Here is a 19,007-nt window from a genome sequence, read left to right as displayed (position 1 = left end):
CCACCGGCTATCACCCAAACATTCGGGGTCGTTCGCGATTCGTTCCCGACGATCGCTCTCTTTCGCTGTTCCCGACAGCTCAACCCCGCTTGAGTTGGGTCATAACCGGGGCCGATGAGAGACGGGGACAAATCTTCCCCTCACCCCAGCCCTCTCCCCAAAGGGGCGAGGGAGAAAACAAAAGCTATGGGAAACATTGTTTATCCCCTCTCCCTTCCAGGGAGAGGGTTAGGGTGAGGGTAAAAATAAGAAGCGAGGCTCGGTTCCGGCTTAAATCGCCTCCGTTTTCTCTCCGACTGGCCAGGGTCCGGGCGTCGGGAACGGCCGGAGGCTGAGAACGTCGGGAACGCATCTCAGCCGACCCAGGACTGGGAGATAAAACGGAGGTCTGCCGCTTCAGCGGTCGATTTATTTGGCCGGGAGTCCGGGGTCTCGGGGAAATAACGGTGATTTCCCCGAGTCGTTCACCGATGCGGTGGCTGCATATGAAGCAGCTCTGGAAGTGAACGGAACCTTAGTTAATCCTTCATAGAGCGTATTTGTGAATAAGAGATAGCCCAGAGGGAGAGGGGGAATAGACATAAAGCTATTTCTTCATCCACTGCCCGTTCAGGCCGCGTACGTATTCTCCGGCGGGTGCCCTGTCCACCAGTTTCTGTCCCGCAAGACGGGCCACTTCGTTGATTGAGATATTATTGGTGTCCGCCAGCTGCTGATAATGCTGAGCGCGGCCTTCGTTAATGCTCTTTACCAGCGCCAGCGTTTCCGGGTCCTGTTTGATCGCTGCGATATAGCCGCTGAGCGTTTCCCCCACTCGCCCCTGTTCACGCGCTTCGTTTAGGGTCAGCGCCATTGCGGATGTGCTGAAGAACAGGCCGGCCAGCAGCAGGCCTTTAATCATAGTGTTCATCGACGTTCCCCTTCTCAGAACAGATCGCTACGGTTTTTAAGCAGGCTTTCGACGTCTTTATCCACTTTGATATGGATTTCGTGTTCGATTTTGACGTTCATATTGATGGTGATCGGCTCTTTAGGGGCAGCCACTTCGATTCGCGGCGTGCAGCCTGTCAGCATCAGCGCCGTCGATGCCAGCAGTACAGCGGTAAAATACTTCATTTGGGTTCCTCACAGGCTTCACCGGGTTGGGTGCAGCGAGCCGTTGGCAGCGCGGCGTTCTCTTCCAGCCAGGTTTGTAAATTATCGCCAAAGCGCAAACTGCGCCACAGGGTAAACAGATTTTCCTGATGGGTATAGTTGAGATTGACGGTGTTGGTCTTGCCCTCGACGTGGCTAATACCGGTCACGCTGGAGCGCATCCTGACCACCCCGAGGTTGTCGAGGTCAATCTGGGTCCAGGATCGCGAGATTTCCATGTAGCGCAGCCAGTTGATGGCCGCGCCCGCCGCCATGTTGTTGTCGACGATGGCGTCCGCCATGTCTTTATCCATGCGGAACGTCATCGGGCCAGGGTTGGTCAGCCAGCCGTCTTTGATAATCCACTGCGGATGGTTGAGCCACAGCGGCAGCGCGCCGTTGAATCGCCCGGACATACTGAACTGTTTGGGGTTGATGGCGGTGACGAGCTGGCTGGATGACAGCCCCTGCAGCCGTAAGAGCGCAGCGTCCCGCTGCGGCATACGCAATTGCTGCATTGAAATTTTGCCCCCGAGCACATCCGCGCTGACGTTGGTCAGCAGCAGCGGCTGTTGCTCGCTCCACGGGTACCAGCCTTCCAGATCGGCGGTAATGTTCTGCGCCGCTATCTGGTTGCGCACTTCGGCGATGCGTAACGTCACCGGCCCGCGGGTGCCAAGGTGCCAGGTAGAATCGCTAAAGCGGAACGGCAGCACGAAGTCGACGCCGTTAATCTGGTTGTCGGGCATCCAGACGCTGCCGCTTTTCACCACGCCGTGGCCTCCGGCCTCGAAGCCTTGTCCTGCGGCGGCGGAGAAGGCAACCTGGGCGTACAGATCGCCGCCCTTGAGATCCATTTTCCAGTCAGCTGGCAGCAAAGGCTGGAACACGGTGAGCGTTTGTTTTGGCCACCAAGCATTGCCGCGCAAGCGCTCTCCGTCCCAGCGCCCCACTACGCGCACCGGGCCAATCTTCCCGGCATGCAGATTGCCTTTGAACAGGAAAGAGGTCGGGTTTTGCCCATCTACGCTGAACTTGAGCGTTGAGGGCGGTAATGTGCTGCCGCCGCTAAAGGTCGTGGCGCCTGCATCGAGCGAGAAGTCGCCGTTAAAGGTCTCTTTTTGTTCGTCACGCTCCCAGCGCAGCGGCTTGTCCAGCACCAGCCGAGGTTTGGACATCAGCATCGAGCCGTACTGAAGCTTGTCGAAGCCGGTTGACAATGAACTCAGTTCGATGGCGCTGTCCCGCCACTCGCCAAGACCACGCACGTCCCATTTCGCCTGCATCGGCCTGAAGCTGCCTTTGCCCCAGTAGCGCCATTGCCACAGCCCGGCGTCCGGCAGGAAGTCGTTCGCCCTGCCGTCAAGGTGAAGCTCAACGGTCCCCATTTCATTATCGTGGGCACGAAGAATAGCCTGCAGCCTGCCGTCCACGCCTTTACTGGAGACGCGCACGCCCGCCAGCGGCCAGCGCACGTCGTCGATGTTCAGGGTTTCAATGAGCCGCCCGCGTGAACGCAGCAGCGCGCCGGGCTGGAACAGCAGCTCCGGGTCGGTCAAGGCCCCCGTCAGCTGCCCCGGCAGCACTGCGTAAAAAATCAGCCGATCCTGCTTCGCCTCGCCGGTGAGCTGCAGCGGCAAGGCGCTGTCGGTCAGGCTGAGCTTGCCGGGACCGATGTTTAACACGGCGTTGCCCTTCCCGGCTGCGCCCTGGGTCAGGACGTTCATGCGCCCGGTAAATACCGCGTTATCCAGCCCGTCCTGCCAGTTTTCAACTTTCAGCGTCAGCCCGCCGCCCAGCGGGAAGCCTTCATAGGGCCAGCGCCACTGCCCGCCATCAATTTCAAACACCTTCTCACTCAGGCGCCAGGGAATGTTCAGCAGCGGCTCTTCGTCACTCTGCGCTTTTTTGACCGCCAGCGTTCCTGCGTTTTTGTGCCATTTCAGGGCCACGTTCAACTTATCGGGCTCCTGAGGGATTTGCAGCTGCGTCGCAACCTGGCCGTCCGTCGGCAGGCCGTCGGGCACCAGCGGGAGTGTTAAATCCCCAACCAATTCCAGCGGCGGAAGCCCTTCGAATGCCCCGACTTTCAGGTCGCTAATCTTCAGGTTTTGCCCTTTAAGGGTAGCGGAAAGCGTGAGCAATTTGCCCTGATAATCCAGCTGTTGCTGCTGTGGCGTGAGCGAAAGATGCAGCGCGCCGGCATATTGCAGCCACGGCGTGACGTTGAGCTGATCAATCGTCAGCCAGGTGTTCGGCAGCATTTTCTGCCATTCTTCAAGGGTGCGCGGCGCGGCAGGTGCAGAATCCTCTGCCGGGATTTTGCTGATGCAGTCGGGGTTCAGGTTGAGCGCGGCGAGATGCAGACGCCAGCGGCTCGGATGGCTGAGGGTCGCATCCTTAAGGCTTGCAAGCTCGCACTCCCCGGCAAGATAGCGAAGATCGGGAATCACAATCGCGCCGTTGTGCAGGCGTGGGCTGGCCTCCATGGCGATTCTCGTCCCCTGCGGCAACCAGATACCGGCAAGCGTCGGTAACCAGTGCGCAACAGTTAACAGCAGCGACAGCGGCAGCAGAATAAGCGCTAACAGCAGTGCAAGAACGGCTTTATATTTACCCTTCATGGGTGGTTAATATCCTGATTCAGCGACAATTTAAGCCGAAATATGTCATTATTCTGGCACGATTCAGGCCGGGCGTGAAGGCAGCGGCTGCATTAAGCATAGTCTGCCTGGAAAGCGAAATAGTCACCTGCCGTTAAAATTTCAGTTTATAAATTGTATGATTATTTTAAGCATGATAATTTTAGAACCAACCCTTTCTGGAGATAAGTCTTATGAAACTTGCGATTTATAGCACAAAACAGTACGACAAAAAGTATCTGGAGCAGGTTAACCAGGAGTATGGCTTTGATCTTGAATTTTTTGACTTCCTGCTGAGTGAAAAAACGGCCAAAACCGCCAACGGCTGTGACGGCGTGTGCATTTTCGTTAATGATGATGGTAGTCGCCCGGTGCTGGAAGAGCTAAAAAAACATGGCGTTAAGTTTATCGCGCTGCGCTGTGCCGGCTTTAACAACGTCGATTTAGACGCGGCAAAAGAGCTTGGTATGCCGGTTGTTCGCGTGCCAGCCTACTCGCCGGAAGCCGTGGCTGAACACGCTATCGGGATGATGATGTGCCTTAATCGCCGCATCCATCGCGCCTATCAGCGTACCCGCGACGCCAACTTCTCTCTGGAAGGATTAACCGGGTTTACCATGCACGGCAAAACGGCAGGCGTGATCGGCACCGGGAAGATAGGCGTTGCCGCGCTGCGTATCCTGAAAGGGTTTGGCCTGCGCCTGCTGGCTTTCGATCCGTACCCAAGCGCCGCGGCGCTGGATTTAGGCGTGGAGTATGTCGACCTCGAAACGCTGTTCTCGCAGTCCGACATTATTTCCCTGCACTGCCCACTGACGCCGGAAAACTATCATCTGCTGAACCAAAGCGCCTTTGATCAAATGAAAGACGGCGTCATGGTGATTAACACCAGCCGCGGTGGACTGATTGATTCCCAGGCCGCGATTGACGCTCTGAAGCATCAGAAAATCGGTGCGCTGGGCATGGACGTGTACGAGAACGAACGCGATCTGTTCTTTGAAGATAAGTCTAACGACGTGATCCAGGACGACGTGTTCCGCCGTCTTTCCGCCTGCCATAACGTGCTGTTTACCGGCCACCAGGCGTTTCTGACGGCTGAAGCGTTGATCGGCATTTCTGAAACTACGCTTGAGAACCTGCGTCAGTTAGAAAAAGGCGAGCCTTGTCCGAACCAAATTAATTGATTTCGTACCCTCTTCTCGCAGGAAGAGGGGTTATTTTAAGAATATCCTTACTGATTCATGCGCCACATCCTGCGAAAGTGGCGCCCTTTCATTGATGACACATAAACCTTAGGGAGAAGAGATGAAAAAGTTTGCTTCACTGATGTTGGCAAGCGTTGTTCTGGCGGGCTGTGCCCAGCCGGCGGATAAAGGTTCCGTGACTGCACAAGATTTGCAGCACCACCGTTTTGTGCTGGAGAGCGTTGACGGCAAGCCTCTGGTCGTTAAAAACACCAAACGCGCGCCTGAGCTGAGCTTCGGTGAGAACATGCATATTTCTGGCGCGATGTGTAACCGCTTTATGGGCCAGGCGACGCTTGAGAACAATACGCTGAAGGTGAAAGGGCTGGGCATGACGATGATGCTTTGCGTTGAGCCACAGCTTAACGACCTGGATCACCGTATTAATGACATGCTGACCGCCGGGGCTAACGTTTCTCTGGCAAACCAGCAGCTGGTGTTGAAAAGCGGCCAGCACACGCTGACGTACAAACTGGCCGATCTGGTTAATTAATCAGTAGCTTCCACAGGTGCCAGCGGCAAGCGAGTTCTCGCTACAGCGTTTGCCGTTCGGCATAGCACACATGCCCATCGCACTGCCGTCCAGCTGACGCGCAACGCTCATCGTGCCGCCAATCATCGCACAGTTCGCTTCGCCCTGGCTGGACATCGCCGCCCTGAGGCCGGGTGGTACGTGGGCCGCAGTGGCCTGTTGAGGGGGTTCATTACTGCATGCTGATAATAACAGTGCGGCACAACCGGCTAAAAACGCAGCGCGCATGGCTTCTCTCTCCCGTCTGAATATGCAAAACCTTTGCATAATGGCGCATGGCTCCCGCTGCGTCGAGAGCACAAAGCAATAAAATGTGTTGATTTATGCTACCGGGATCACTTTTTAAACTAAAACCTCAGAATTTTCTGAGCGCAGACTTTTTCACTCCCTCTCTTCATCAATGAGCAACAACGTGCCGTGACTACCGGGCAGAACGCAATGTATTGCCTTTCGGGGGATGAGATAATAATCCCCGGCCTCCAGGGTGAATATTTTATCATCCACGACGAGCGTCATTTGCCCTTCAATGACCACCAGTAACTCCTCAAATTTGGCATGACACTCATTCGGGATCCCTTCCCCTCCCATTTTGATAAGCTTGATATTGGTTTTTCCAACATGGCCAAGCAGTCGTGAGCGCCATAAAACAGGTAATTTTCCCGCAATTTCTATTAATGATCCCGTAGACATCGTATCGCCTTATTCTGATAAAGCGCTACCCATACCGCATCTTGCTCACGTTACAAATTCTTAATCACCATAAGATATTCAGGTAACACATTTCACTCACGCTTCACGTTATGCCTGGATCAATTTGTGCACTCGGAGGTTCAGCAACTTCAAGCAAATACATGAGCGTACTATAATTGGGGATTATTACGGGACTCGAGGTAAGCAGGCGGGTCCCTTTATTTTGCGCAATGTAAGGGTGTCTTATGATCACTATCGACGGCAACGGTGCAGTCGCCTCCGTGGCGTTTCGTGCCAGCGAAGTAATTGCCATCTATCCTATTACCCCCAGCTCAACAATGGCGGAGCAGGCTGATGCCTGGTCCGGTGACGGCAGAAAAAACGTCTGGGGTGATACGCCTCGCGTCGTCGAGATGCAGTCGGAAGCCGGTGCGATTGGCGCGGTACACGGGGCGCTACAAACCGGCGCCCTCTCCACCTCGTTTACCTCATCGCAGGGTTTGCTGCTGATGATCCCGACGTTGTACAAGCTGGCAGGCCAGCTGACGCCTTTTGTTCTTCATGTTGCCGCGCGTACCGTAGCCACCCACGCGCTCTCCATTTTTGGCGACCACTCGGACGTGATGGCCGTGCGCCAGACCGGCTGCGCCATGCTGTGTGCCAGCAGCGTACAGGAAGCACAAGACTTCGCGCTGATTTCGCACATTGCGACGCTTAAAAGCCGCGTGCCGTTTATTCACTTCTTCGACGGCTTCCGCACCTCGCACGAAATTAACAAAATCGTGCCGCTGGCGGACGACACCTTGCGCAGCCTGTTGCCGCAAAAGGAGATCGACGCGCATCGCGCTCGCGCCCTGAACCCGGAACATCCGGTGATTCGCGGCACCTCGGCTAACCCGGATACTTATTTCCAGTCCCGTGAAGCCACCAACCCGTGGTACAACGCGGTTTACGCCCACGTTGAACAGGCGATGAACGACTTTGCCGCCACCACCGGCCGCAGCTATCGTCCGTTTGAATATTACGGCCACCCTGAAGCGGAGCGCGTGATTATCGTGATGGGCTCCGCCGTCGGCACCTGCGAAGAGGTCGTGGATGAGCTGCTGACCCGGGGCGAGAAGGTTGGCGTGCTGAAAGTTCGCCTGTACCGCCCCTTCTCCGCCGAACATTTGCTGGAAGTTATGCCGCAAACCGCGCGCCAGGTGGCGGTGCTTGACCGAACCAAAGAACCAGGCGCCCTTGCCGAGCCGCTGTATCTCGATGTGATGACGGCGCTTGCCGAAGCCGTCAGCCGCGGTGACCGTGAAACGCTGCCTCGCGTCATCGGTGGCCGCTACGGGCTGTCGTCGAAAGAGTTCGGTCCGGAATGCGTGCTGGCTATCTTTAACGAGTTAAGTGAAGCCAAACCGCGCCCGCGCTTCACCGTGGGTATTTATGACGACGTGACCAACCTGTCGCTACCGTTGCCGGAAAATACGCTGCCTAACCGCGCCAAACTGGAAGCGCTGTTTTATGGTCTGGGCAGCGACGGCAGCGTCTCGGCCACCAAGAACAACATCAAAATTATCGGGAACTCCACGCCGTGGTTTACCCAGGGCTACTTCGTTTATGACTCCAAAAAGGCCGGTGGCCTGACGGTTTCGCACCTGCGCGTCAGCGAACAGCCAATCAACTCTACCTACCTGATTGAGAAAGCCGATTTCGTCGGCTGTCACCAGCTGCAGTTTATCGACAAGTACCAGATGGCCGAGCGCCTGAAACCCGGCGGTATTTTCCTGCTGAACACGCCTTACGCCGCCAACGAAGTCTGGAGCCGACTGCCGCAGGAAGTTCAGGCGGTGCTGAACCAGAAACAGGCCCGCCTGTATGTTATCAACGCGGCGAAAATCGCCCGTGAATGCCATCTTGGCGCCCGCATCAACACCGTGATGCAGATGGCGTTCTTCCACCTGACACAGATCCTGCCGGGCGATACCGCGCTGGCTGAGCTGCAGGGCGCGATTGCCAAAAGCTACAGCAGCAAAGGGACGGAAATCGTCGAGCGTAACTGGCAGGCGCTGGCGCTGGCTCGCGATTCCCTGGCCGAAGTGCCTCTGCAGGCGGTTAACCCGGAAAGTGCGATGCGCCCTCCGGTGGTATCCGACGCCGCCCCTGACTTTGTGAAAACCGTCACCGCCGCCATGCTCGCCGGGCTTGGCGATGCCCTGCCGGTTTCCGCGCTGCCGCCTGACGGCACCTGGCCAATGGGCACTACCCAGTGGGAAAAACGCAACATTGCCGAAGAAATCCCTATCTGGAAGCCGGATATCTGTACCCAGTGCAACCACTGCGTGGCGGCCTGCCCGCACTCGGCTATTCGTGCCAAAGTGGTTCAGCCGGAGGCAATGGATGGCGCCCCGGAAGCCCTGCAGTCTCTGGACGTGAAGTCCCGCGATATGCGTGGCCAGAAATATGTGCTGCAGGTTGCGCCAGAAGACTGCACCGGCTGTAACCTGTGCGTGGAAGTTTGCCCGGCGAAAGACCGTCAGAACCCGGAAATCAAGGCCATCAATATGCTGTCCCGCCTTGAGCACGTTGCAGAAGAAAAAGAAAACTACGACTTCTTCCTCGCGCTGCCGGAAATCGACCGCGCCAGCCTGGAGCGCATCGACATTCGTACTTCTCAGCTGTTAACACCGCTGTTTGAATACTCCGGCGCCTGCTCCGGCTGCGGTGAAACGCCGTACATTAAAATCCTGACCCAGCTGTTCGGCGACCGCATGCTTATCGCGAACGCTACCGGCTGCTCGTCTATTTACGGCGGCAACCTGCCGTCCACGCCGTACACCACCGACGCCAACGGCCGCGGGCCAGCCTGGGCCAACTCGCTGTTTGAGGATAACGCCGAATTTGGGCTGGGCTTCCGCCTGACGGTGGATCAGCACCGCGCCCGCGTCATGCGTTTACTGAGCCAGTTTGCCGATAAACTTCCGGCCGAGCTTAACGAGCAGCTTCACGCCGAAGCCACACCGGAAGTTCGCCGTGAACAGGTTGCCGAACTGCGTAAACACCTGGCCAACGTAGACGATCCTGACGCGCGTCAGCTGGTCACCGACGCCGACGCGCTGGTGGAGAAATCCATCTGGCTGATTGGCGGCGACGGCTGGGCTTACGACATCGGCTTTGGCGGCCTCGACCACGTGCTGAGCCTGACCGAGAACGTCAATATTCTGGTGCTGGATACGCAGTGTTACTCCAATACCGGAGGCCAGGCTTCTAAAGCGACACCGCTCGGCGCCGTCACCAAGTTCGGCGAGCACGGCAAACGCAAGGCGCGTAAAGATCTGGGCGTCAGCATGATGATGTACGGTCACGTGTATGTCGCACAGATTTCGCTGGGGGCGCAGCTTAACCAGACGATGAAGGCCATTCAGGAGGCGGAAGCCTACCCAGGTCCGTCGCTGATCATCGCCTACAGCCCTTGCGAAGAGCACGGTTACGATCTGGCGCTGAGCCATGACCAGATGCGTCAGCTGACCGCCACCGGCTTCTGGCCGCTCTACCGATTTGACCCACGCCGTGCGGACGAAGGCAAGCTGCCGCTGGCGCTGGACTCCCGTCCGCCGTCCGATGCGCTGGCAGATACGCTGATGAAGGAGCAGCGTTTCCGTCGCCTGAATGCCCAGCAGCCGGAAGTCGCCGAGCAGCTCTGGAAAGACGCCGCGGCAGATTTGCAGAAGCGATATGATTTCCTGGCGCAGCTGGCGGGTAAAGCGGAGAAGGTTAGCGAATAATCGGGGGGAATGACCCTCACCCCGGCCCTCTCCCTGGAAGGGAGAGGGGGAATGATGATGGTGGGGAAAAGGTCAGGATGAGGGGAAAGATCGTTTATTTCAGCAGGCGAACCTTCACCGACTTGCCTTTTATCTTCCCTTGCTGCAGCTGCTTCCACGCGTGACGCGCCACGGACTGGCGCACCGCAACGTAAACATGGATTGGGTGGACGTCGATTTTACCGATGTCCGCACCTTCCAGCCCCATATCTCCGGTTAACGCGCCCAGAATATCGCCCGGACGCATTTTGGCTTTCTTGCCGCCGTCAATGCACAGCGTCGCCATTTCTGCTTCCAGCGGCTTCACGGAGACGCCGGACGGCACCTGCTGCCATTTCAGCGAAAGATTCAGCATCTCTGCCAGCACGCTCGCACGCTGCGCCTCTTCCGGCGCGCAGAAGCTAATAGCCAGCCCGCTTTGCCCCGCTCGCGCGGTACGGCCAATGCGGTGAACGTGCACTTCCGGGTCCCACGACAGCTCGTAGTTAATGACCATTTCCAGCGCTTTAATATCCAGCCCACGTGCCGCAACGTCCGTTGCCACCAGCACGCGGCTGCTGCCGTTGGCAAAACGCACCAGCGTCTGGTCGCGGTCGCGCTGTTCCATGTCGCCGTGCAGCGCTAACGCACTTTGATGTCGCTCGTTCAGCGCATCGCACACGGCCTGGCAATCTTTTTTGGTGTTGCAGAACACCACGCAGGACGCCGGCTGATGCTTGCTGAGCAGCGCCAGCAGCAGGCCGATTTTGCCCCCGCGGGAGATTTCATAAAACTGCTGTTCAACGGACGGCAGCTCATCAACGGTATCAATTTCGATAGTCTGCGGGTCGCGCTGAATTCGCCCGCTGATAGCGGCAATGGCTGCAGGCCAGGTGGCGGAGAAAAGCAGCGTCTGGCGTTTGGCCGGCGCATGGGCAATCACTTCATCGATGGCGTCGGCGAAGCCCATGTCCAGCATACGGTCGGCTTCGTCCAGCACCAGCGTTTGCAGAGCCTCCAGCTTCACCGTTTCTTTTTTCAGGTGATCTAACAGGCGGCCCGGCGTGGCCACGATAATGTGCGGCGCATGCTGTAACGAGTCACGCTGTACGCCAAACGGCTGGCCGCCACACAGGGTTAAAATTTTAATATTTGGCATGTAGCGTGCCAGGCGACGCAGCTCTTTGGCGACCTGGTCGGCCAGCTCGCGGGTTGGGCACAGCACCAGCGACTGGGTTAAAAACTGGCTGGCATCAATGTGCTGCAGCAGGCCAAGACCGAAAGCAGCCGTTTTGCCGCTGCCGGTTTTTGCCTGCGCACGGACGTCTTTTCCGGCCAGAATGGCGGGCAAGGCCGCTTCCTGAACGGGCGTCATTTCGTGATACCCCAGTTCGCTAAGGTTGGCGAGTTGTGCTTCAGGTAAAGCGTTCAGTGCGGAAAAAGCGGTCACAATGGTCATCTCTTAATAATAACAGGCAGGCGCGTATGCTAGCAGATTCGCGTGATTCAGGCGTGAGTTTATCAATTTTGCTGCGTTAGCGGGCTAAACAATAAAAAACGGCCCCTTTCGATAAGGTACCGTTTCCCTGGCAGAGACAAAGTCGGTTATTCGCTAATGGGCAAATAGCCCTGCCATTCCGGCCTGAAGCACTCGCCCTGCTCCGCTTTTTCCAGATGGATAAAATAATCCCCCACGCTTTCTAGCTGCAGGCAGTCATCGACATCTTTCAGGTTGTCTTTGTGCTGCTGGTAGCTGTCGACCAGCAGGCTGGCAATCGCCTTCTCTTTTGCCTGGGCCGGATTTTCCGCTACAAAGAAATCAAACTCATGCAGCTCCGCCAGCGTTTTCGGGCTGTAGCCGCCGACGTTCACAAAAAAGAGCTTTGGCGTTTGCTCAACGGGTTTATCTGAAAGACTAATGCGGTAGCCGTCGGCCCAGCGCAGCTTGCCGTAACCGTCGATATGGATTTTATCTTTGTCACCAAACCAGGCCGCCCGCAGCGCAGGCCACGCGTCCTCTGGCTTCTCTGCAGCCACAAACTGGACGTCATGCACTTCGATATTGGATTTTCCGGCATTGCCGCCCACATAAAAGACGTAAAGTTCCATTCGCTCTCCTTATTATTCCGTTATATAAAATAATACATAACGGTGAGTATTTGAACGCTTTTATTCAGATAAAACGCGGCTTAAAGATTGATCGTAAACAGGAAGCCGGATAAAAAAATGATTACTATGCTTTTGCGTTGCGCCCTAACCTAAATTAGCAACGCGCGCCTGATGAAAGACAAGGAGCCTGAATGTTCGAAGATAATGACTATAAGCTTTATGTCATCGTGAACCGCAACGCCGACGTTAGCGTACAGATGAATGCCGTAGGCCACCTTTGCGGCGGCATTATGCTAAAAGCGGATGAGCCTAAGTTTCATGACTACTCCAATCAGGAGAGTGGCTTAAGCGCCTATATGAACCATTACCCGGTGGTGGTGCTTCAGTCCAAAAATAGTAGCCAGCTGGCTACGGCGCTTGAGAAGTGCCGGGAAGAAGGCATGTTGTATAACTTTTTCACCACCACGATGCTGTCCCACTCTTCCGAACAACAAATCAAAGATACGCTCGAAACGCCCTTCGCCGATCTCGACTTCGTGGGCATTGCGCTCTACGGTGAAACCGAGAAGCTCAAGCCTGTGACCAAAAAGTTTTCGGTCTTTAAAGGCTAAGCCGCCGGGTAATAATGCCTCGTGTTATTACCCGGCTTTTTACCATTCGTCTCCGGCGTAGAGATTGAGAATATCGTCTTCGAACCAGCAGCCGACTTTGTAATACATCGCACAGCCAATCAGAAAGCTGGCAATGAGTATTAATGCCGTCAAAAATCCTTTCACTTCGTAATACTCTCCAATTGCTCTTGCAGTGATATTGACAGGGCGGGTAAAAAAAAGTTCAGCAGGGTGACTATTCTGGCCATTGGCCGGCAACCACAAACGCCAGGGGCCTCTGCGATGACAATTCTGTCACAGCGCTCTGGTTAACTAAGGCGGCCAATTGTCTGAGCACATCAGGTGCCATTGTGTCCGATAACCACCTTCATTTCAAAAGCGTCACCAGTTTCTTTTTCGGCAGTAAACTCGGGTCTGCGGCAAATCCTCATAGCGCGACGACAGCGTTTCGCCGCAGAGAACGCATTCATCATTAAATGACATGACGCCAGTTGAATTTATCCGAAGTCTCCAGAAAGTCGAAGAGCTCTGATTTATCACTGCACTGATTTTGGCCTGGCTTACAGCTTGTGTCTGCCCTAACAACAACGTTCGAAATCTCTTGTGTCCGTGATCTAACGCACGCTTTTGAGCGGTCTGGACAGATAACATAAGCAGTCGTCTAATTCTATACTGCTAAGACAACGGTGCTGAAAGGCTTTCCCGTTTTAGTACATAGCGTGCTGCCACAAACACAGTCGGTGTCTCTGAATCACCAACCATATTTTATGCTAAAAAAAAGAAACATCATGGATAAATGCTCCATCAAGCACCGCGATGTAATACCAGTGCATATCTAACGCCCTCTCCCCCATAAAAATAAAACTCACATCGTGAGTATGTAAATTTAATTAAATCAATAAAACCCTTTAAAAACAACTGGGTAAATAACACCATACACATTTAAACATATTATCCCCCACCATCACATCAAAAATATTTCAAATTATGTATTAAACTTGTTTTTAGGAGTTTAGTCTTTAATTATCACCAAAAATCACTACATGCAGAATAAAAAACCACAAAAACAACATTCAACAGTGAGCAAATAAAAGGATCCATCACCCAACCGCCTATTTTTTAAAGAAAAAATCACGCAAATGGACAAAACACAAAAATAAACATTTTATTATTAACAACAAAGCTGTGTTACCCCCCCATTGCACTGAGATAATAATCACCTCTAAAATACAGCCCTAAACAAGAGCGAGTAAGCAAATAGACATTTATATTTAATAAGCTCTCGCTATACATTAATTAGGCAAAAATAAACAACAAATTTATTGCCACGTCGAAAAACGACAACATGACATTAGGTTATTTAAACAAGAAGCCATCTGCATGATACGCATCAGATGAGTTCACCACGCCTTATAAAAAAGGCAACTCTGTCGGGAGCGCTACATTATAAAATGTATAGCACCTGACATATAAATGAACGTAATTACAAAACTGTCATTACATTCGTAAAATAATCGATGGGATATTCCCACCGATGCATTTTCATTACTCTTCGATAGGAATTCGATATGACTTTTAAAACCAAATTACTTTCAACCGTATTATTAGCAGGTATGTCAACCGCCAGCCTGAATGTATTCGCAGCGCCTTCATCAGAAGTGACGCTACAAGGGATTCTGACGAATACTACCTGCAATGTCACCATCAATGGTGGTAAATCTATCCTGAACGTCGGTGTATTTAATACCAAAGTCGGCGGTACTGATGCCAGCTTCACCGCACCAAATGCCATTTCAGCCCAGCAGGTGGATATGCCGGTTACCCTGACAGGGTGCGCTAAAGCAGAGAAAGGTGAGCTTCTTATTCAGGGGATCACGTCTGTAAGTAACAATGAGCAAAACTTATTTGTGGCTCAGGATAACCAAACTACCGGCTTTATGATTCAGGACGGCCAGGGTCAGACTGTCAGCAACGGTAAGGGTACCGAAGTGGCCATGGCAGGCAATGAAACCAACGCTGCCTATACCTTTAAAGTTGGTATGGGTACCACTAATACAACGCCAGAAGCCGGGACTTACAGCGCTCCAATTCTGGTTTCTTATATCGTTAACTGATCCTGCATCCGCAGTCGTTAACAAGGAGGCAGCGCAGATTATCACTGCGCTGCCTAACTCCTTTTATGATTTAACGAGAGACACATGAAAAAAACCACAGTTCTCGGATTGACTGCCAGCAGCCTGATGTTGCTCTCAGCCTCTTCCTTCGCAGGTATCTCCATCGACAGTAGCCGAGTTATTTTTCAGGCTGTGGATAATACGACCGGGAAAAGTGTCGGGGTTACCAGCGCCTCTGACTCTCTAACACCTTATCTGATCAAAGCCCAGATACTGAAGACTCCAGAAGGAGAACAGGCAAGCACCCAGTTCATCGTCACCCCTTCATTATTCCGCCTCGAACCTGGCACGACGAATCAGATGCGGATCATGAAGAAAAACGCTGCTTTACCGCAGGACAGAGAATCTGTGTTTTACCTCCGCACTATTGCGACACCAGCGGGTGAGAAAAACAATGAGCAACAAAAAAATCGTATTGGTGGCACGATACAGGTTTCATCAGGCAATATTATAAAACTATTTTACCGCCCTGCCGGATTAAACATAAAACCACAGCAAGCCATGCAGTCATTGCAGTTTTCTGCCACAGGTAATGGATTAAAAGTGACGAACCCATCTCCATACTACGTTACGTTAAATTCTCTGGTAGTCGGAGGACGAAACGTTCCAATGGATATCAAAACAGGTAATACCATGGTCGCCCCATTAAGCAGCAATGTATACCCAAACGCACCACATAAAGGGAATGTGGAATGGAAGGCGATTAATGATTATGGAGGACTGGAGATCTTTAATGGGCAAATCCGCTAAATGGTTGTTGGGATGGTGTTGGTTCATATTTTTCCAGCCATCCGCAATTTCCGCAGAAGTGACCGAATTTTCAGCCGTCATTTCTGACGATATCGGATGTGAAATGACTATGCCGTCAATGCTGAGGTTTACTCCTCAGCGTACATCTGATTTTATGGGGGAGCTTAAAACACATGAAATCAAGACGTTGCAGGCCGTTTTCAGCTGTAAGGATAAAACAGGGAGATTAACGCCGAAAATTACCTTACAGGGTAATACTCCTTACAGTACAGATGCGGTTTTTCTTGACGGCACGCCCAATAGCTCTGGTTTCATGCTTCGTAAATATGATGGCACAATGCCCTCGCTGAATGAGTTTTATAATACAGAAAAAGCAATCCACAGGGGCAAACAAATAGCTTTAACGCCGCTGAATGCAGAAAACCACTACCGAACAGAAGAGACATTTCTGGTGGGATTGGTCGGCCCGATGAACGGCCCAGCAACGCCAGGAGAGTTTTCGGCAGCATTAATTTTCAATCTGATTTTTCAGTAAATTTAATGGTATGTAATTATGCAATATATCAGAAAATCCATTCACACATTTCTGCTACCTGCCACGCTGAGCATCGTGCTGACAAATACTTCTCAGGCGGCAACGTCAGCTTCAACAGAATTTAAAGCCACCGTTGTCGGTGGTACCTGTGACATCAGCGCCCCAGCGACAGTCTCTATTAATAAAGGCGCTGTAATACCATCAGAAGATATCATTGCCGGTAACAGTCCTGTCGAAAAATTCAATATTAAACTCTCAGGATGCAAAGGTTATGGTTTGACACCGTCAATCTCTCTCGAGGGAAACGTTGTTGATATCTCAGGCACCAAGCTATTCCTTACAAACACCAGCACTACTAAAGGTTACGGTATCTTATTGACTTTTGATGGTGACGCTAATTTCAAAGCAAATAATAATCTTGCTTCAAATATGAAACTGACGGCCACTAACAAAATCTGGTCAACGACGATGGCCTCTACGCTGAACGGTGATATCCCCTTAAAGGCGGCTGTCAGCTGCGGCAGTTGCAGTACCGATGCTGATATACAGGGCGGCGAACTGCAAACGAATGTCACCTTTAATTTTGTCTATAACTGACAGCCATAGATCACTTTTACTTACTGAGCACCAGGGTTAATAATGAAAATGAAAAAGGCCAATCATACGCTAGCCATGGTAATAACCCTGTTATTACTGCCTGTTAAATCGATGGCGGCAAACGGTCTTAATCAAATTATTAATTTTAATGCTACCTTTTACGGCGGAAGCTGTGAAATAACCGCACCATCACAATTGAGCTTTAACAATGGCGCACCGATACCCGATGACAAAATAATCAATGACAAATACAGCAGACAATTTTCAGTTTCTCTGACTGGCTGTCAGGGGTATTTCATGGCACCTAAAATAGCCATTACCGGGAATACCATTACCACCAGTGATGGTGTGACATTATTTGCTGATACAGCCAGCACAACGCAAGGATATGGCGTACGACTGGCCACAGCAGGCAATACGAACTTTAACGCCAATAACAATGCAGCCATCAACAATATCATCAGTGCTAAAAACTGGCCGCTCGAAGGCAGTGATGATATGAAGAAAATAAACGGCACGCTTGAATTCACAGGGTATTTATCCTGTGGCGCCTGTAGGCAAGGTGCCGGATTGCAGAATGGCGAACTAAAATCCACCGTGACCTTTACGTTTTTATATAACTGACATTCGGAACAGCCATGAATAAATCACTTATTTCTTGCAAGTCGTATCTGCTGACAACTCTTATTTTTTTGTCACTGTCCGCTGATTTGCAGGCAGCAGACGGAGGCATTCGTCTCGCCCAGACTCGCGTTATTTTTAATGCAAATAATAAAAACACAGGAGCTGTTATTAAAAATAATGGCCAGCAAACCTATTTAATCAAAACTGATGTAATGAACACCCCTCAGGGTAATAACCCGGCATTGCAGGCAGCCCCTTTCCTGGTAACGCCCCCAATGTTTCGTTTAGAAAAAGAGAGCCAAAGCACAGCCTTGATTGTTCGTAACGGTAGCGCACAATTGCCGGCGAACAGAGAATCCGTGTTTTGGCTCAGTTTTCTCGCCATCCCGTCCGTCGGCAAGAATGACAATACGCTGAGTAATATGACCAGTGCACAGGTGTCTGTCGGCATCCGTAATGTCATTAAGTTATTTTACCGCCCTGCCGGGCTATCCCCTTCCTTTGAGCGTGCTCAGGAAAAGCTAACTTTCCAGCGTGACGGTAGCCGGATCACAGTGAGCAACCCGACGCCTTATTACCTGACACTGGCGACGCTGTCATTTAACGATAAACCTGTCGCACTGCAGGACCGTGACCCGATGATAGCCCCGTTTTCCAGCACTGCTTTCCCGGCTGAAAGCACGGCTTCAAAAGCGCGTTGGGCGGTGATCACGGATTACGGTGATATGGGACCGACCTACTCCGCTGCCGTTACCACAGGAAAATAATAATGCTGCGTGGCCATATCCTGAATACGGTAGCTTTGCTGCTTACCGCTGCTGCCAGTGTTACCACTCAGGCGAGTAATCTGTCCCAGGCTTCGGGCGGTATCACGCTAAGCAAAACTCGTGTCATCTACCCAGGTAATGCCCGTAGCGGCATTACTTACACGCTGACCAATAACACGCCGCGTCCGTATCTACTGCAATCATGGGTGCTTCCATATAGCAGCAGTGCATCAGAAGGTAATGATGAAGATAAGGCTAAAAAACCGCCTTTTATTGTGCTGCCCCCATTAACTCGTTTTGAACCCTATGCCACGCTGACATTGAGTATCCGCCTGACCCAAAATTCACTCCCCCAGGAACGGGAGTCCGTTTTTGTGCTGGCGCTGAATGCTATTCCATCGCTGGCAGATGAGAACGCTCAGCAGACGAGCATCGCAATGAGCACGCAGAACAATTTAAAGCTGTTTTACCGCCCGGACGGCCTGCCACCGATGGATGAAACGAAGCTTGCTGAACAGCTCGAGTTTAGGCGTAAAGGCAATTTGTTGACCGTTAAAAACACTGCGCCGTTTTATGTCACTTTCAGTTCACTGTCTGTCGGAAATACCGTCATTGATCAAAAAAACACCCGGATGGTGCCTCCGTTCTCAGAACAGACATGGCCGCTACCCCCCTCTGCGAGCGGGGAACTTCGCTGGCAACTCATAACCGATCAGGGGCGCCCGGGCAAAGCGATCTCCCGCCCGACAGGTTAACCATAAACAAAGACCACACACAGACGATCAAGCCGTTTTTAACGCAACGGAA

Annotated in this window: 18 protein-coding genes; 11 read left to right on the top strand and 7 right to left on the bottom strand. The window is 52.6% G+C overall.

From position 1 onward, the window contains the following. Window positions 1–586: 586 nt before the first annotated feature. The 3 genes from VGM55_RS05350 to VGM55_RS05340 are packed head-to-tail and all read right to left on the bottom strand — an operon-like array spanning window position 587 to window position 3,758. Window positions 587–910, bottom strand: coding sequence for a YdbL family protein (locus VGM55_RS05350; RefSeq protein ID WP_331634821.1), 324 nt, complete (start codon window positions 908–910; stop codon window positions 587–589). A 14-nt stretch (window positions 911–924) separates the two neighbouring features. After that, window positions 925–1,116: a YnbE family lipoprotein gene (locus VGM55_RS05345; RefSeq protein WP_331634820.1), complete on the bottom strand. Its 192-nt coding sequence runs from the start codon at window positions 1,114–1,116 to the stop codon at window positions 925–927. Continuing rightward, window positions 1,113–3,758 carry a YdbH family protein gene (locus VGM55_RS05340; protein ID WP_331634819.1) on the bottom strand — a complete coding sequence of 882 codons (2,646 nt, stop codon included), beginning with the start codon at window positions 3,756–3,758 and terminating at the stop codon, window positions 1,113–1,115. Before VGM55_RS05340 ends, VGM55_RS05345 begins: the two co-directional genes overlap by 4 nt. A 212-nt stretch (window positions 3,759–3,970) precedes the next feature. On the opposite strand from VGM55_RS05340, the gene VGM55_RS05335 reads away from it, so the two are divergent. After that, window positions 3,971–4,960, top strand: a complete 990-nt coding sequence (locus VGM55_RS05335) for a 2-hydroxyacid dehydrogenase (protein ID WP_331634818.1) — start codon at window positions 3,971–3,973, stop codon at window positions 4,958–4,960. Between the two features lie 121 nt (window positions 4,961–5,081). Next, window positions 5,082–5,513: a heat shock protein HslJ gene (gene hslJ, locus VGM55_RS05330; RefSeq protein ID WP_154188972.1), complete on the top strand. Its 432-nt coding sequence runs from the start codon at window positions 5,082–5,084 to the stop codon at window positions 5,511–5,513. On the opposite strand, the gene VGM55_RS05325 is transcribed toward hslJ, so the two are convergent. Together VGM55_RS05325 and VGM55_RS05320 are read right to left on the bottom strand one after the other, a co-directional pair. Then, window positions 5,514–5,780 carry a DUF333 domain-containing protein gene (locus VGM55_RS05325; RefSeq protein WP_038472049.1) on the bottom strand — a complete coding sequence of 89 codons (267 nt, stop codon included), beginning with the start codon at window positions 5,778–5,780 and terminating at the stop codon, window positions 5,514–5,516. It lies immediately after the preceding gene. A 153-nt stretch (window positions 5,781–5,933) separates the two neighbouring features. Next, a complete protein-coding gene (locus VGM55_RS05320) occupies window positions 5,934–6,242 on the bottom strand; it encodes a cupin domain-containing protein (protein WP_154188974.1) in 309 nt (102 codons plus the stop codon). Window positions 6,243–6,487: 245 nt separating this feature from the next. On the opposite strand from VGM55_RS05320, the gene nifJ reads away from it, so the two are divergent. After that, window positions 6,488–10,015 carry a pyruvate:ferredoxin (flavodoxin) oxidoreductase gene (gene nifJ / locus VGM55_RS05315; RefSeq protein WP_331634817.1) on the top strand — a complete coding sequence of 1,176 codons (3,528 nt, stop codon included), beginning with the start codon at window positions 6,488–6,490 and terminating at the stop codon, window positions 10,013–10,015. Between the two features lie 94 nt (window positions 10,016–10,109). Here nifJ and dbpA read toward each other — a convergent pair whose 3' ends face one another. Together dbpA and VGM55_RS05305 are read right to left on the bottom strand one after the other, a co-directional pair. Then, window positions 10,110–11,483 carry an ATP-dependent RNA helicase DbpA gene (dbpA, locus tag VGM55_RS05310; protein ID WP_213714510.1) on the bottom strand — a complete coding sequence of 458 codons (1,374 nt, stop codon included), beginning with the start codon at window positions 11,481–11,483 and terminating at the stop codon, window positions 10,110–10,112. 155 nt (window positions 11,484–11,638) lie between these two features. Continuing rightward, window positions 11,639–12,142, bottom strand: coding sequence for a DUF1543 domain-containing protein (locus tag VGM55_RS05305; protein WP_331634816.1), 504 nt, complete (start codon window positions 12,140–12,142; stop codon window positions 11,639–11,641). Between the two features lie 191 nt (window positions 12,143–12,333). On the opposite strand from VGM55_RS05305, the gene VGM55_RS05300 reads away from it, so the two are divergent. From VGM55_RS05300 to VGM55_RS05265, 8 genes are all read left to right on the top strand, one after another. Continuing rightward, window positions 12,334–12,753: a DUF2000 family protein gene (locus VGM55_RS05300; RefSeq protein WP_331634815.1), complete on the top strand. Its 420-nt coding sequence runs from the start codon at window positions 12,334–12,336 to the stop codon at window positions 12,751–12,753. Window positions 12,754–14,321: 1,568 nt separating this feature from the next. Beyond that, window positions 14,322–14,867 (top strand): type 1 fimbrial protein, encoded by a 546-nt coding sequence (locus VGM55_RS05295; RefSeq protein WP_331634814.1) that lies wholly within the window; start codon window positions 14,322–14,324, stop codon window positions 14,865–14,867. Between the two features lie 84 nt (window positions 14,868–14,951). Continuing rightward, window positions 14,952–15,677 carry a fimbrial biogenesis chaperone gene (locus VGM55_RS05290; protein WP_154188979.1) on the top strand — a complete coding sequence of 242 codons (726 nt, stop codon included), beginning with the start codon at window positions 14,952–14,954 and terminating at the stop codon, window positions 15,675–15,677. Beyond that, on the top strand, window positions 15,661–16,212 hold the full coding sequence (locus tag VGM55_RS05285; RefSeq protein ID WP_154188980.1) for a fimbrial protein: 552 nt from the start codon (window positions 15,661–15,663) through the stop codon (window positions 16,210–16,212). Before VGM55_RS05290 ends, VGM55_RS05285 begins: the two co-directional genes overlap by 17 nt. A gap of 18 nt (window positions 16,213–16,230) precedes the next feature. Continuing rightward, window positions 16,231–16,809, top strand: coding sequence for a fimbrial protein (locus VGM55_RS05280; protein WP_154188981.1), 579 nt, complete (start codon window positions 16,231–16,233; stop codon window positions 16,807–16,809). A 42-nt stretch (window positions 16,810–16,851) separates the two neighbouring features. Further along, window positions 16,852–17,433: a fimbrial-like protein gene (locus VGM55_RS05275; protein WP_331634813.1), complete on the top strand. Its 582-nt coding sequence runs from the start codon at window positions 16,852–16,854 to the stop codon at window positions 17,431–17,433. A 14-nt stretch (window positions 17,434–17,447) separates the two neighbouring features. Further along, window positions 17,448–18,200: a molecular chaperone gene (locus VGM55_RS05270; RefSeq protein WP_331634812.1), complete on the top strand. Its 753-nt coding sequence runs from the start codon at window positions 17,448–17,450 to the stop codon at window positions 18,198–18,200. A 2-nt stretch (window positions 18,201–18,202) separates the two neighbouring features. Further along, window positions 18,203–18,955, top strand: a complete 753-nt coding sequence (locus VGM55_RS05265) for a molecular chaperone (RefSeq protein WP_331634811.1) — start codon at window positions 18,203–18,205, stop codon at window positions 18,953–18,955. Window positions 18,956–19,007 lie beyond the last annotated feature (52 nt).

It is taken from the genome of Cedecea sp., from assembly GCF_036500665.1.
GTDB lineage: Bacteria > Pseudomonadota > Gammaproteobacteria > Enterobacterales > Enterobacteriaceae > Cedecea.
The sequence above is the reverse complement of the archived record's forward strand: the minus strand, read 5'-3'. Positions and strand labels throughout refer to the sequence as shown.

Excerpts from the sequence above, each read along its gene's own strand:
- VGM55_RS05350 (WP_331634821.1), bottom strand. The coding sequence starts at position 910 with ATGAACACTATGATTAAAGGCCTGCTGCTGGCCGGCCTGTTCTTCAGC.
- VGM55_RS05345 (WP_331634820.1), bottom strand. The coding sequence starts at position 1,116 with ATGAAGTATTTTACCGCTGTACTGCTGGCATCGACGGCGCTGATGCTG.
- VGM55_RS05340 (WP_331634819.1), bottom strand. The coding sequence starts at position 3,758 with ATGAAGGGTAAATATAAAGCCGTTCTTGCACTGCTGTTAGCGCTTATT.
- VGM55_RS05335 (WP_331634818.1), top strand. The coding sequence starts at position 3,971 with ATGAAACTTGCGATTTATAGCACAAAACAGTACGACAAAAAGTATCTG.
- hslJ (WP_154188972.1), top strand. The coding sequence starts at position 5,082 with ATGAAAAAGTTTGCTTCACTGATGTTGGCAAGCGTTGTTCTGGCGGGC.
- VGM55_RS05325 (WP_038472049.1), bottom strand. The coding sequence starts at position 5,780 with ATGCGCGCTGCGTTTTTAGCCGGTTGTGCCGCACTGTTATTATCAGCA.
- VGM55_RS05320 (WP_154188974.1), bottom strand. The coding sequence starts at position 6,242 with ATGTCTACGGGATCATTAATAGAAATTGCGGGAAAATTACCTGTTTTA.
- nifJ (WP_331634817.1), top strand. The coding sequence starts at position 6,488 with ATGATCACTATCGACGGCAACGGTGCAGTCGCCTCCGTGGCGTTTCGT.
- VGM55_RS05305 (WP_331634816.1), bottom strand. The coding sequence starts at position 12,142 with ATGGAACTTTACGTCTTTTATGTGGGCGGCAATGCCGGAAAATCCAAT.
- VGM55_RS05300 (WP_331634815.1), top strand. The coding sequence starts at position 12,334 with ATGTTCGAAGATAATGACTATAAGCTTTATGTCATCGTGAACCGCAAC.
- VGM55_RS05295 (WP_331634814.1), top strand. The coding sequence starts at position 14,322 with ATGACTTTTAAAACCAAATTACTTTCAACCGTATTATTAGCAGGTATG.
- VGM55_RS05290 (WP_154188979.1), top strand. The coding sequence starts at position 14,952 with ATGAAAAAAACCACAGTTCTCGGATTGACTGCCAGCAGCCTGATGTTG.
- VGM55_RS05285 (WP_154188980.1), top strand. The coding sequence starts at position 15,661 with ATGGGCAAATCCGCTAAATGGTTGTTGGGATGGTGTTGGTTCATATTT.
- VGM55_RS05280 (WP_154188981.1), top strand. The coding sequence starts at position 16,231 with ATGCAATATATCAGAAAATCCATTCACACATTTCTGCTACCTGCCACG.
- VGM55_RS05275 (WP_331634813.1), top strand. The coding sequence starts at position 16,852 with ATGAAAATGAAAAAGGCCAATCATACGCTAGCCATGGTAATAACCCTG.
- VGM55_RS05270 (WP_331634812.1), top strand. The coding sequence starts at position 17,448 with ATGAATAAATCACTTATTTCTTGCAAGTCGTATCTGCTGACAACTCTT.
- VGM55_RS05265 (WP_331634811.1), top strand. The coding sequence starts at position 18,203 with ATGCTGCGTGGCCATATCCTGAATACGGTAGCTTTGCTGCTTACCGCT.